This window comes from Novosphingobium sp. PhB57, assembly GCF_004342985.1.
Lineage (GTDB): Bacteria > Pseudomonadota > Alphaproteobacteria > Sphingomonadales > Sphingomonadaceae > Novosphingobium.
This window is the reverse complement of the sequence record NZ_SMBO01000001.1, coordinates 1154332-1166673: the sequence shown is the minus strand read 5'-3', so window position 1 is coordinate 1166673 and position 12342 is coordinate 1154332. Positions and strand designations below refer to the sequence as shown.

Below are 12342 nucleotides of genomic sequence, written 5' to 3'. Positions count from 1 at the left end.
AAGTTAGAGCTTTCTGACGAGCATGTCCGCAACGGCCAGCCACTGGGGATGTTCCACCGGTACGGGCGGCTGGCCGCTGATCGGGGGCAGCAGGACCAGCGCATCGCCGCCGCCCTCGATCAGCCTTCCGAATGCGAATCGGCCGCCGGGGAGTGGGGCGAGCACGTCGCGGTTCAGCAGGCGCGAAGCCTCGTGCAGGGGCGTCTGTCGCAGCCAGACCTGGTCTCCGGTGCGGTATTCGCCGCAGGTCGCCTCCACTTCCATCACCATCCATGGCAGGTCGGCGGCAAGATCGCTCGGCAGCAGCGCCTCGCGCCGGAGACGCGGGCTTTCGGCGCCGCCTTCGGAGAGGAGAGCCACGACCATGACCGGCTCGCTGGCCTCGCTGCGCAGGAGGCTCTCCGGATCGACACCCAGCGCCTGGGCGATCCGGTTCATCCAGACGAGCGAGAGATTGCGCATGCCCGTCTCGAGGCGGCCGATGGTCTGCGCGGTCGTGACGGGCCGGCACGCGGCGGCGACATCGGCCAGGGTCAGGCCCTTCTGAAGCCGGATGTCGCGAATGCGGTTGATCATCGAGAAGCTGGCCCCTTGCCGATCCGGCGCAGCCTTGGCGGAGGGCTAACCGATCTGGTTTCCCTCATCGCCGCGGCGAGCCGTCTTGGCAAGGGACGGCGGGTGGGCGCGGCGGCTTGCCCGCCTCCCGCGCCTGGGCACCAGGCTCCCTTATCCCTCGACCAGTTCGGCCAGTTCTAGCCAGCGTTCTTCCGCGGCTTCCTTTTCGCCGCGCGACTTATCGATGGCGGCGGTCAGGCTGGCGAATTTCGCCGGATCGCGGGTGTAGAGCGCGGGATCGGCCATGGCCGCTTCGTCGCGGGCGATGGCGGCTTCCAGTTCCTCGATCCGCTTGGGCAACAGCTCGTAGTCGCGCTGGTCCTTGTAGGACAGCTTGCCCTTCCTTGGCGGCGGCGGAGCGGCGGTATTGGCGCTCTCCTTCGCCTTGGCCTTGCCGCTGGCGGTGCGCTGGCGGCGCTTGGCCTCCCAATCGGCATAGCCGCCGGCGATCACATCGATATGGCCGGTGCCGTCGAGGCCGAGCGTGACGTTGACCGTGCGGTCGAGGAAGTCGCGGTCGTGGCTGACGATCAGCACCGTGCCGTTGTAATCCGCGATCACTTCCTGAAGCAGGTCGAGCGTTTCGAGGTCGAGGTCGTTGGTCGGTTCGTCCAGTACCAGCAGGTTCGATGTTCGCGCGAATTCGCGGGCGAACAGCAGGCGCGAGCGCTCGCCGCCCGAAAGCGTGCCCACTTTCGCCTCGACCAGGCCGGGATCGAACAGGAAGTCCTTGAGATAGCCCTGGATGTGCTTGCGCACGCCCACCACGTCGATCCAGTCCCCGCCCTCGGCCAGGACGTCGCGAATGCGCATTTCCGGGCTCATGCGGCTGCGCTGCTGGTCGATGACGGTGGCGTCGAGCGTGGCGGCGCGCGTCACGGTGCCGGAATCCGGCTGCAATTCGCCGATCAGCAGCTTCAGCAGCGTCGTCTTGCCCGAGCCGTTGGAGCCGACGATGCCGATGCGGTCGCCGCGCTGGATGCGCAAGTTGAAGTCCTTGATGACCGTGCGGGCGGCCTCTCCGGTTCCAAACGTCTTGGTGACGTGCTCGGCGACGATGACGGACTTGGTCTTGCTGTCGTCCGCCACGACGGCGAGCTTGGCGGCGCCCTGCGGCCCCATCATCGCCGCGCGCTGGGCCCGCATTTCCCAGAGCTTGGCCAGGCGCCCCTGGTTGCGCTTGCGCCGCGCGGTCACGCCGCGTTCCAGCCAGTGCGCCTCGATCTTGAGCTTGGCGTCCAGCTTCTGGGCGGCGCGTTCCTCTTCGGCGTAGACCTCGTTTTCCCAGGCCTCGTAGCCGCCGAAGCCGATGTCCCTGCGGCGCATGCTGCCGCGGTCCAGCCAGAGCGTCGCATTGGTCAGGCGGGTCAGGAAGGTACGGTCGTGGCTGATTACCACGAAAGCGCCGTTGTAGCGCTGCAGCCAGGATTCCAGCCAGTCGATCGCGGCAAGGTCGAGGTGGTTGGTCGGCTCGTCCAGCAGCAGCAGGTCGGGCTCGGAGGCGAGGGCACGGCACAAGGCGGCGCGGCGGCGTTCACCGCCGCTGGCGCTCTTCGCCTCGCGCGAGAGGTCGATGCCGAGCTGGTCGGCGATCGATTCGACTTCGTGGCGCGGCGGGGCATCGTCGCCGTGAATGGCGAAATCGAGAAGGGTGTCGAACCCGGTGAAGAATGGGTCCTGTTCCAGCGTGACGACGCGGGTGCCCGGCTGGACCGAGCGGGTGCCCTTGTCTGCATCGACGCTGCCGGCAATCAGCTTGAGCAGCGTGGTCTTGCCCGCGCCGTTGCGCCCGATCAGCGCCAGCCGGTCGCGCGGGGCGATGTTGATGTCGAGGTCCTGGAAGAGCCAGCCGGAGCCCTGGATCAGGCCGAGGCCTTCCCAGCTGAGAATAGGTGCGATTGCCATGGCTCGGCGCCCTACAGGGCCGGGCGGGGGGCTGGCAAGCCGCACGGCGCGGCATCGCGAGCGTGGACTTTCGGCCACACCTCCGATCCGGCGCTGCCTTCCTGCCACATTCAGGACTTGTTCAAGGCGGCGGGCTTAGGCAGCAAGTCGATATGAAACAGGCTCTTTCTTTCCTGGCGGCCCCTGCCGCGCTGGCTCTTGCGGCCTTCGGGTCGGTCGTGCCCACGCTGACTGCGCATGCTGCCGATCCCGGCGGCGAGCAGGGTGAGGTGCGCCGCGAACGCAAGGCCGGCAACATCCTGTCCATCCGCGAGATCGAGCAGATCGTTCTGCCGCGCATGTCCGGGAAGCAATATCTCGGCCCGGATTACGATTCGGCCGCCATGGCCTATCGCCTGAAGTTCATCCAGAGCGGCAAAGTCTACTACGTCGATGTCGACGCGCGCACGGGGCGGGTGATCGGCCAATCGCGTTGAACGATGCCGCGTAGAAGCGCAGGCCCGTCGATCCGCGGGAACCAACGCGGGGGCCGTCGCTTGACGCTGCCGGGCTTTCGCCCCATTTGAACTCCGCCCCCACCGGCCCACTTTCATTGGGCCCGCCCTCTTAGGGAGAGACCGAATTGCGCATCCTGATCGTCGAGGATGAACCCACGCTCGGCAACCAGCTCAAGACCACGCTGGAACAGACCGGATATGCCGTAGACTTGTCCGTCGATGGCGAGGACGGCCACTTCCTGGGTTCGACCGAGGAATACGACGCCGTTATCCTCGACCTTGGCCTGCCGGAGATCGATGGCCTTACCGTGCTGGGCATGTGGCGCAGGGAAGGGCGCAATTTCCCCGTCCTGGTCCTCACCGCCCGCGATTCCTGGTCCGACAAGGTGGCCGGGCTCGACGCCGGTGCGGACGACTATCTGGCCAAGCCCTTCCAGACCGAGGAACTGATCGCCCGTCTGCGCGCGCTGATCCGCCGTGCCTCGGGCAACACTTCCAGCGAACTGACCGCCGGCGACGTGCGGCTGGACACTCGTTCGGGCCGCGTCACCCTGGCCGGGGAGCCGGTCAAGCTGACCGCGCAGGAATACAAGCTGCTGTCCTACCTGATGCACCACAAAGGCAAGGTGGTCAGCCGCACCGAACTGATCGAGCACATCTACGATCAGGATTTCGACCGCGATTCGAACACGATCGAGGTCTTCGTCACGCGCATCCGCAAGAAGCTGGGTGCCGATGTCATCACGACGATCCGTGGCCTTGGCTACAGCCTCGACGACCCCGCAGAACCCGGCCGCGGCTGACGTGTCAGCCCCGGAAACGGGCCTCCCGGAAGCGGGATCCGGCACGAAAGCGTCCCGTGCGGCGGCTGCCGGTGTAGCGGGGGCCGGTACGGCGGGATCCAGCGAAGCCGGGTCCCATGCGCCGGGAACCGGAGAGAGCGGCGGCGCCCAGGTGCGGGCCGCCAATACCGGCTCGCTCGCGCGCCGCATGATGCTGATCGCGGCGGGATGGATCTTCATCCTGCTGCTGGTCGGCGGACTGGCGCTCGACCGGACGCTGACCGGCCTCATCACGCGCAATTTCGACGAGCAGCTCGGCTACATGCTCACCGGCATGATCGGCTCGGTGGAAATCGGGCCGGACGGCGAAGTCTTCTTCATCCGTCCGCTGGGCGACCAGCGCTTTCTGGAGCCCAATTCCGGGCTCTACTGGCAGATTCGCGCCAAGGGCCATGAGGATTTCCCGTCGCGTTCGCTCTGGGACCGCAGCATCAACGTGCCGCCCGAGCATTTCGACGCCCAGCAACACGTCTATGACAGCCCGCAGTTTCCCGGCGAGCCCCTGCGCGTGATGGAGCGGGCGGTGATCCTGCCGGGCAGCGATGCCCAGTGGATGTTCACGGTCGCGGCCAGCCGGGTCGATCTGAACGACCAGATCAAGATGGTGCGCGGCATTCTCGTCTACAGCTTCGTCGCGCTGGGCTTCGGCCTGCTGCTCATGGCGGGCATGCAGACCTGGTACGGCCTGTTCCCGCTGCGCCATGTGCGCCGCGCAATCCAGAAGCTGCGCACGACCGGGGCCAGCCGCGTCACCCAGCCGCTGCCGCAGGAAGTGGAACCGCTGGTCGACGAGCTGAATGCACTGCTCGCCCATACCGAAAGACAGGCCGAGGAAGCGCGCATGCATGCGGGCAACCTCGCTCACGCGCTCAAGACGCCGCTTACCGTGGTTATGAACGCGGCCACGGCCAAGGCGCCCGACCTCTCGGACACCGTGATTCGCGAAGCGGCGGTCATGCGCCGCCAGGTCGATCACCATCTGGCACGGGCGAGGGCGGTCGGCCGACGCGCCGTCGGGCAATCGCGCGCGGAAGTCTGGCCGAGCCTGGAGGCCGTGCTGCGCGCGGTGGAGCGGCTCTACGATCAGGCGCGGCTGGACCTGGATGGCAATCACGACGCCGTCGTGGCCCTTGAAAAGCAGGATCTCGAGGAGATTCTCGGCAATCTGATCGAGAATGCAGCCAAGTACGGCGGCGGCAGCGTGTTCGTGACGGTGGACCCCGATCGCACTTCGCGCTTGTGCGAAGTGTGGATCGAGGACGACGGCATGGGCATTCCCGAAACCGAGCGTATCCGCATCTTCGATCGCGGCGCGCGTCTCGATACCGGCAAGCCCGGCACCGGGCTGGGCCTTGCCATCGTGCGCGATGTCGTGGAAATCTACGGCGGCACCGTGGAACTCGACGAGAGCGAGGACCTGGGCGGCTTGCTGGTCAAGCTCAAGCTGCCGCGGGTCGATGCCTAGGTTCACGGTCCCATCCGGCGCCCGGCTTCCCGTATCCGGCTTCGGACGGGATTTTCGTGGGAACCGGCGCAGAGGCGGTTGCGGCTCCGTTCATTCATCCCCATTGGCGCGGTTTACCAGATCAAGGACCCTTTCATGACCGATTCCATCAACCTGTCGCTGTCGTCGGACGAGATCGAAATCATCGTCGACGCCCTCGAAGCCGATCTCGAAGGCTATGTCGAAGCTGCCAAGGAAGCGCGCGGCAACAACAACCGCGAGGACGTGGCGACCTTCACCGAAGCGGCCACGCGTATCCAGACGCTGATGTCGAAGCTTCAGGATCTGGTGGAAGACTGACCTTCCGGGCCAGCTTTTCCTTCAGGAGCTGCCGTCCCGGGCCATCCCGGGACGACGGCTCCCTATACGGATCCGATTCCCTGAAGGCCTGGGCTCAGGCCTGGTTCTTCGCGCGCTCGTGGTGGCGGATCACTTCGTCGATGATGAAGCGGATGAACTTCTCGCCGAAATCGGGGTCGAGATGGGCGTCTTCCGCCAGCTTGCGCAGACGCACGATCTGGCGTTCCTCGCGGCCGGGGTCGGAGGCGGGAAGGTCGTTCTTCGCCTTATAGGCGCCTACCGCCTGGGTGATCCGGAAGCGTTCCGCCAACATGTGGATCAGAGCGGCGTCGATATTGTCGATGCTCGCACGGAAACCGGCGAGTACGAGGTCGGCTGCGGGAGTGTCCTGGGTCATCGCGTGGTCCGCTAGCACGGGTTCGCCGCCTCTTCCAGTCGGGGCGTTCGACCGTCCCGTGGCATTCGCTCTTGCGTTACGGACGCCGAACGCGCAATGCGCGGGTCGATGAGTGCCGATGTCATTCCCCTGCGCGCACGCGGGTCGCAGCCTACCCTCGCTCCCATGCTGGCGCTCACCGCTCCCGGCATGAACAGCGTCAACGCCGTCATTCTGGACCGGATGCAGAGCGAGATTCCGCTCATCCCGGCGCTTGCCGGGCATCTGATCTCGGGCGGTGGCAAGCGCATGCGCCCGATGCTGATGGTCGCGGCAGCGGAGCTGTGCGGCTATCAAGGGACCCGCCATCACAAGCTGGCCGCGGCTGTGGAATTCCTTCACACCGCCACGCTGCTTCATGACGATGTCGTCGACGGTTCGGACATGCGCCGCGGCAAGGCCGCCGCCAACATCGTCTTCGGCAATCCCGCGACGGTTCTGGTGGGCGATTTCCTGTTCACGCGCGCCTTCGAATTGATGGTGGAAGACGGCAGCCTCAAGGTCCTCAAGATCTTCTCCAAGGCCAGCTCGATCATTGCCGAGGGCGAGGTCGATCAGTTGACCGCCCAGCGCCGGATCGAGACGAGCGAGGAGCACTACCTCCAGATCATCGGTTCCAAGACCGCTGCGCTTTTCGCCGCCGCCACGCGCATTCCGGCGATCGTTGCCGAAAAGAACGAGGCGGAGGAGCATGCGCTCGACGCCTACGGTCGCAATCTCGGCATCGCGTTCCAGCTGGTCGACGACGCCATCGACTACGATTCGGAAGCCTCCGAATCGGGCAAGGACAAGGGTGACGATTTCCGCGAGGGCAAGATGACCCTGCCGGTGATCCTGGCCTATGCGCGCGGCAATGCCGAGGAACGCAAGTTCTGGGAAGACGCCATCGCCGGTTTCCGCACCGAGGATGAGGACCTGGCCCACGCCGTGGAACTCATCAACCGCCACGGCTGCGTGGAGGCGACGCGGGAACGCGCGCGTCTCTATGCCCAGCGGGCCATCGATTCGCTCTCGATCTTCCCCGCCGGCGCGGCGCGGGAGGCCATGTGCGAAGCGGTCGAGTTCGCGGTGGCGCGCCGCTACTGAGCTTCGGGCTTTTCCATCTTCGTTATCGGACGCCGGGCAGCATCTGTCCGGCGTTTTCGTATGTGCTCTGCCGATAGTTATCGTTGGCGTAACTTTAATGTCGCTGGAAATCCTGCGACGAGGCTGCCGGGATGAATGAGTAAAGCGTCGATCTATTAGGTTGATACTATAGGACAATGGCTATAGGTTCGCGGCGTTACGAGTTCCTGCCTCGGGAGATCGTCGTTGGTTCGAAGTGGTCGATCCTCATTTCGGTTCCTTCTCGCGGGCATCCTGCTTTGTGGGCTTGCCGGACTTTCCGAGGCGAGGGCGCAAGGTGCTCCGGATGATGCCTCTGGCGGTCAGGCCGGCGGCGTTTCTGTCGATACCGTCGATGAAGGGCGGGTCCCAATGCCCCCTCCGGCCGGACGCGGCGGCACCGGCTGGACGCTCATCGTCAGTCCTTATGTCTGGGGCGCTTCCATTGGCGGCGACCTTGGCCTGGCCGGGTTGCAGACTCAGGCGCATTTGCCCTTCGGCGATATCTTCCACCATCTCGACCTTGCGGCCATGGGAACCGTCGAAGTGGTGAACGGCCGCTGGGGCGGATATCTCGATGCCCAGCATGTGAAGACCTCGCAGACCGAGCAGGTGCTGTCGCTGCCCGTGGATCTCAGCATCCGCACCACGCGCGTGGCGGGCGGGTTCTACTACAAGGCCTGGATCGTTCCGCTTCCGGGCGAGACGGCCTTCGGCAATCCCCGGAACGTCTCTTTCGAACCGACCGTGGGCCTGCGCTGGACCGACCTGAAGGCCAGCGCCGCCGTCGCGCCCCTGGCCCTGCAGACGGCGAAAGGGGCGAACTGGGTCGATCCCTTCGTGGGTCTGCGCATGAATGCCGATCTCTCGCGGCGCTGGAATCTTTTCGCCCAGGCCGACGTGGGCGGCTTCGGCGCCGGCTCCGACATCAGCGTCAATGCTGTCGCCATGCTGGGGTACCGCACGCATGTCTTCGGGCAGCGCACGATCCTGCGGGCAGGTTACCGCTTCATCTACGAGGATTACGACCAGCCCGATTTCACCGGGCGCGGCAAGTTCGTCTGGGAAATGCAGCAACGCGGCCCGCTGATGGGACTGTCGATGCTCTTCTGATTGCTCCGTTGCCACGAGGAGAATTGCCGATGCGCATGACGATCACATTCGGGCGGGCGCTTTGCGCGCTGGCCGTGCCGGGCCTGTTGACCGCGGGTGTCGCCGCCGATGCCTGCACGCGGGCAGTCTATCTGGGGCCGAACGACAACGTCATCACGGCCCGTTCGATGGACTGGAAGAGCGACATCGTCTCCAACTTGTGGATCCTGCCGCGGGGCATGGCGCGGAGCGGCGAGGCGGGGGCCAATTCCATCAAGTGGACTTCGAAATACGGCAGCGTCGTCGTCAGCGGCTATGACGTCTCCAGCACGGACGGTGTCAACGAGAAGGGGCTCAACGCCAATATGCTCTGGCTGGTCGAATCGGAATATCCGCATTTCGATGGCAAGGGTAAGCCGGGGCTGACGATCGCGGCTTGGGCGCAATATGCGCTCGACAACTTCGCGACCGTTGCCGAGGCCGTGGCGGCGTTCGAAAAGGAGCCTTTCACGGTCGTCACCGACAGTGTGCCGGGCGAGGACCGCCTGACGACCGTGCACCTCTCCATGTCGGACGCCACGGGAGACAGCGCCATCGTGGAATATATCGGCGGCAAGCAGGTGATCCACCACGGTCGCCAGTTCCAGGTCATGACCAATTCGCCGACTTACGACGAGCAACTGGCACTCAATACTTACTGGAAAGGCATCGGCGGCACGACCATGTTGCCGGGCACTAACCGAGCGGCGGATCGCTTCGCGCGAGCTTCCTTCTATATCAACGCCATTCCCAAGGAACCGGACCCCAACAAGGCGCTCGCCGCGGTGTTCAGCGTGATCCGCAATGCCTCGGTGCCCTATGGCATCAACACTCCGGAAGAACCGAACATCTCATCCACCCGCTGGCGCATCGTCTTCGATCACAAGCGACAGCTGTACTTCTTCGAATCGGCTTTGACGCCCAACACCTTCTGGGTCGACCTGAAGAAGATCGATTTCTCGAAGGAGACGGGCAAAGTGAAGAAGCTCGATCTCGGTCCAGATCAGGATCACACGTTCTCGGGCGAGGCGAACAAGGACTTCGTGGACCATGCACCGTTCCGGTTCCTGGGTTTGACGGGCTGAATTTCCGCTATTTTCAAGGATGTTGGGCGGTGGCGGGTGCCCGGCATCGCTCGCACGGTGGGCTTTTCGCGCAACAGTCCACCGTGCAATGAAGTTGCAATAAGGCCGCAATTGCGGTGGCAGGGGAAGCACCCTATTCAGGCCGCGTCATGCCCTCCGAATCCGAGCAGGCGCCGTCGGGTTATCAACCCGGCTCGCCGCGCCAACGCCTCGTATCATCGTTCCTCTCTGCGGGGCTGATCCTTCTTGCGCTGTTGCTGGCCATCTACCAGACGGGCCTCGTTCCCGAACTTGCGAAGAAGACGACCGCGCTGACCACGTTCGATGTCGTCGACCACGATCGCGACAAGGGCGGGGACAAACCGGCCCAGCCCAAGCAGCGCGAGGAAAAGAAGGTCGAGCAGAAGCAGCAGGCCGCGGTGGTGCAGGAAAAAGTGCCGACGCCACCTGTCGAAACGCCGGTGGAGAAGAAACCGGCTTTCACCTTCCTCAAGATGTCGAGCCAGGACTTCGCCGCGGCGGATATCGGCAAGATGAAGGGGCAGGGGCTGGCGCAGGGTGCTCCGGCACCGGGCGGTTCGGGCGGGACTTACGGCCCCGGCGAAGGCCCCGGCGGCGCGACGCTCTACAACGCGGACTGGTTCCGCCGGCCCACCGATGCGCAGCTGGGCGGGTACTTGCCGGAAAAGCGGCCCAATACCGGCTGGGGCATGATCGCCTGCCAGACCATGGAGCATTACAAGGTCGACAATTGCCAGATCCTGGGCGAATCGCCGCGCGGCTCTGGCTTCGGCCGGGCGGTGCTCAATGCGGCGTGGCAGTTCGAGGTTCTTCCGCCGCGCATCAACGGCAAGCCGCAGCTGGGGACCTGGGTGCGCATCCGCATCGACTACGGGACCAAGAGCGACATCTGAACGGGCCGCGAAAGCGGATGGCGGACTGAACCGGGCCAAGCCGCCTGTCCTAGCCGCCCGGTCAGGCCATGTGCCAGGTCTTGGAAGAGGTCTCGATCCGGGCCAGCATATCATCCAGCGACATGGGCCGGGCGATGTGGAAGCCCTGGGCCAGCGAGAACCCGGCGATCCGGGCGCTGAGGAGCTGGTCTTCGGTCTCGATCCCTTCGATCACGCATTCCAGCGAGAGCGCGCGCGCAAGGTTACGGATTGCCGAGATCAGGCGGCGGCCCACGGTCTCGTCGAGCCGGGGCGCGAAGCTGCGGTCGATCTTGACCATGTCGAGCGGCAACTGGTGCAGCGAAGAAAGGCTCGAATAGCCGGTGCCGAAGTCGTCCAGCGCAATCCGGGCGCCGGTGGCGCGCAGGCGCTCCAGGACGATACGAGCGGTGTCGAGTTCGGCGATCAGGGTCGTCTCGGTGATTTCGAAGAGCAGGCGACGGGCGTCGCTGCCGCTCGTTTCGATCCGTTCGAGCAAAGTGCCGATTGTCTCGGCGTCCGAAATGTCGTGGCCCGACAAGTTGAACGAGACCGAGATGGGGTGCGGCAGGCGGGCCAGGGTATCGAGCGCATGATCGAACAGGGTCGCCGTCACTTCGCGGGCACGGCCCACGCGTTCGGCCGCGGCGATCATCATTTCCGGCGCGATCACGCCCAGCGTGGGCGAGGTCCAGCGGGCGAGGCATTCGAAGCCGACTGGCTGGTTGCTTTCGGTGGCGATGATCGGCTGATAGGCGACCGAGAGTTCGCGCGAGAGGTCCGCGCTCTGCATCGCTGCATCGAGTGCCTGCTCGGAGCGGATCAGGGTTTCCAGGTGATCGGAAAAGCGCACGCACTGGCCGCGCCGGTGATTCTTGGCATGGTAGAGCGCAAAGTCGGCACGGTCGTAAAGCGAATGCGCGGTGCGCGCGCTTTCCGGATAGATCGCTATTCCCGCCGATCCGCCGACGGCCATCGTCACTTCGCCGATCCGGGCCGGGCTGCGGATGGCGGCGCAGAACTTCTGCGCGATCGCTTCCGCCTCGTCGGGGCCGCCGGGCACGATGAAGCCGAATTCGTCGCCGCCGAGGCGGGCGATCGTCACGCTGGGATCGCACTGCGCAATGAGGCGCGTGCCGATGACCTGGAGCAGCCGGTCGCCCTGGGCATGGCCATAAGTATCGTTGACGGGCTTGAAGCGGTCCAGATCTATCAGGCCGACGCAGAAGACCCTGTCTTCGCCGCTTTCCAGCAGGTTTTCGAGCGTGGCGAAGAAATAGCGGCGGTTGGGCAGGCCGGTAAGCGCGTCGGTCTGCGCCAGCCGGGCGTTCTCGTCACCCAGCGCCTGAGCCTGCCGGCGTTCGGCGCGCAAGTCGCGCTGGGCGACCTCCAGTTCGACGAACGAATCGTACGTGTCGCGCAGGATCTTGAGGATCACGGCCGCCACCAGCGCGATGTTGATCGCCACGGCGGTGAGCGTCGCCGAACCCGTCGTCACGCAATAGACGAGGAACATGCCCAGTGCCGTCAGGCAGATCAGCAGGGCGGCGGTGGGCAGGAACGTCAGGCAGAACACGCAGCCGAGCACGGTGACGGACACGAAAACCGCGACATGGCCATGTTCGTAAGGGCCGCCGTAACGGTCGAGGCAGAGCGACCAGACGGCGAAAGCCATGGCGAAGACCAGCGCCAGCCAGATCGCCCGGCGCATGCGCCGCAGCGCGACATCCGCTTCCAGATCGCGCTGGCCGATGGGGCGCAGCCATACCAGCATGCGAATCAGGCAGCAGGCGATGAGGACGGCGGGGATCGTAAGGGTGAGAAATCCGGGAGCCAGCGCACGATGCGTATAGGCCAGGATGGCCGCATTGACCGACAAGAGTCCGTAGAGCGGCGGGATTCGTTCGCGCAGACGCAAGTACTGCGCCACGGGCAAGGGGTAATGCCCGGCGCGGTGCATCTTGTATTCGATTACATTGGCGTCAGGCAAA

At 65.2% G+C, this 12342-nt stretch carries 12 protein-coding genes; 8 read left to right on the top strand and 4 right to left on the bottom strand.

Translation table 11 applies throughout. The features are described from left to right. Positions 1–3: 3 nt before the first annotated feature. Both EDF58_RS05310 and EDF58_RS05305 read right to left on the bottom strand, forming a co-directional pair. Entirely contained in the window at positions 4–576 is a 573-nt protein-coding gene (locus EDF58_RS05310; RefSeq protein ID WP_132263263.1) for a helix-turn-helix transcriptional regulator, read from the bottom strand. Between the two features lie 150 nt (positions 577–726). Then, positions 727–2520: an ABC-F family ATP-binding cassette domain-containing protein gene (locus EDF58_RS05305; RefSeq protein ID WP_132263261.1), complete on the bottom strand. Its 1794-nt coding sequence runs from the start codon at positions 2518–2520 to the stop codon at positions 727–729. Positions 2521–2672: 152 nt separating this feature from the next. Between EDF58_RS05305 and EDF58_RS05300 the strand changes: the two genes are divergently transcribed. From EDF58_RS05300 to EDF58_RS05285, 4 genes are all read left to right on the top strand, one after another. Next, complete coding sequence (locus EDF58_RS05300) at positions 2673–2996, top strand: PepSY domain-containing protein (RefSeq protein WP_132263259.1); 324 nt, start codon at positions 2673–2675, stop codon at positions 2994–2996. 146 nt (positions 2997–3142) lie between these two features. Next, positions 3143–3820 (top strand): response regulator, encoded by a 678-nt coding sequence (locus EDF58_RS05295; protein ID WP_021232972.1) that lies wholly within the window; start codon positions 3143–3145, stop codon positions 3818–3820. Between the two features lie 187 nt (positions 3821–4007). Then, positions 4008–5324 carry a HAMP domain-containing sensor histidine kinase gene (locus tag EDF58_RS05290; RefSeq protein ID WP_132264152.1) on the top strand — a complete coding sequence of 439 codons (1317 nt, stop codon included), beginning with the start codon at positions 4008–4010 and terminating at the stop codon, positions 5322–5324. 135 nt (positions 5325–5459) lie between these two features. Next, positions 5460–5663, top strand: a complete 204-nt coding sequence (locus tag EDF58_RS05285) for a hypothetical protein (RefSeq protein ID WP_132263258.1) — start codon at positions 5460–5462, stop codon at positions 5661–5663. Between the two features lie 94 nt (positions 5664–5757). Here EDF58_RS05285 and EDF58_RS05280 read toward each other — a convergent pair whose 3' ends face one another. Further along, positions 5758–6060 carry a chorismate mutase gene (locus EDF58_RS05280; RefSeq protein WP_132263256.1) on the bottom strand — a complete coding sequence of 101 codons (303 nt, stop codon included), beginning with the start codon at positions 6058–6060 and terminating at the stop codon, positions 5758–5760. A 108-nt stretch (positions 6061–6168) separates the two neighbouring features. On the opposite strand from EDF58_RS05280, the gene EDF58_RS05275 reads away from it, so the two are divergent. The 4 genes from EDF58_RS05275 to EDF58_RS05260 all read left to right on the top strand — a co-directional run bounded on the left by EDF58_RS05275 (position 6169) and on the right by EDF58_RS05260 (position 10333). Further along, positions 6169–7185, top strand: coding sequence for a polyprenyl synthetase family protein (locus EDF58_RS05275; RefSeq protein WP_132263255.1), 1017 nt, complete (start codon positions 6169–6171; stop codon positions 7183–7185). A 390-nt stretch (positions 7186–7575) separates the two neighbouring features. Beyond that, positions 7576–8316: a hypothetical protein gene (locus tag EDF58_RS05270; RefSeq protein WP_132263253.1), complete on the top strand. Its 741-nt coding sequence runs from the start codon at positions 7576–7578 to the stop codon at positions 8314–8316. Positions 8317–8345: 29 nt separating this feature from the next. After that, positions 8346–9419: a linear amide C-N hydrolase gene (locus tag EDF58_RS05265; protein WP_132263251.1), complete on the top strand. Its 1074-nt coding sequence runs from the start codon at positions 8346–8348 to the stop codon at positions 9417–9419. Between the two features lie 149 nt (positions 9420–9568). Next, positions 9569–10333, top strand: coding sequence for a hypothetical protein (locus EDF58_RS05260; RefSeq protein ID WP_207912816.1), 765 nt, complete (start codon positions 9569–9571; stop codon positions 10331–10333). A 61-nt stretch (positions 10334–10394) separates the two neighbouring features. Here EDF58_RS05260 and EDF58_RS05255 read toward each other — a convergent pair whose 3' ends face one another. Next, a complete protein-coding gene (locus EDF58_RS05255) occupies positions 10395–12341 on the bottom strand; it encodes an EAL domain-containing protein (RefSeq protein WP_243654077.1) in 1947 nt (648 codons plus the stop codon). Between the last annotated feature and the right edge of the window lies 1 nt (position 12342).

Bases quoted from the DNA above. Each gene is read 5' to 3' on its own strand.
- EDF58_RS05310 (WP_132263263.1), bottom strand. From the start codon at position 576: ATGATCAACCGCATTCGCGACATCCGGCTTCAGAAGGGCCTGACCCTG.
- EDF58_RS05305 (WP_132263261.1), bottom strand. From the start codon at position 2,520: ATGGCAATCGCACCTATTCTCAGCTGGGAAGGCCTCGGCCTGATCCAG.
- EDF58_RS05300 (WP_132263259.1), top strand. From the start codon at position 2,673: ATGAAACAGGCTCTTTCTTTCCTGGCGGCCCCTGCCGCGCTGGCTCTT.
- EDF58_RS05290 (WP_132264152.1), top strand. From the start codon at position 4,008: ATGATGCTGATCGCGGCGGGATGGATCTTCATCCTGCTGCTGGTCGGC.
- EDF58_RS05285 (WP_132263258.1), top strand. From the start codon at position 5,460: ATGACCGATTCCATCAACCTGTCGCTGTCGTCGGACGAGATCGAAATC.
- EDF58_RS05280 (WP_132263256.1), bottom strand. From the start codon at position 6,060: ATGACCCAGGACACTCCCGCAGCCGACCTCGTACTCGCCGGTTTCCGT.
- EDF58_RS05275 (WP_132263255.1), top strand. From the start codon at position 6,169: ATGAGTGCCGATGTCATTCCCCTGCGCGCACGCGGGTCGCAGCCTACC.
- EDF58_RS05270 (WP_132263253.1), top strand. From the start codon at position 7,576: ATGCCCCCTCCGGCCGGACGCGGCGGCACCGGCTGGACGCTCATCGTC.
- EDF58_RS05265 (WP_132263251.1), top strand. From the start codon at position 8,346: ATGCGCATGACGATCACATTCGGGCGGGCGCTTTGCGCGCTGGCCGTG.
- EDF58_RS05260 (WP_207912816.1), top strand. From the start codon at position 9,569: ATGCCCTCCGAATCCGAGCAGGCGCCGTCGGGTTATCAACCCGGCTCG.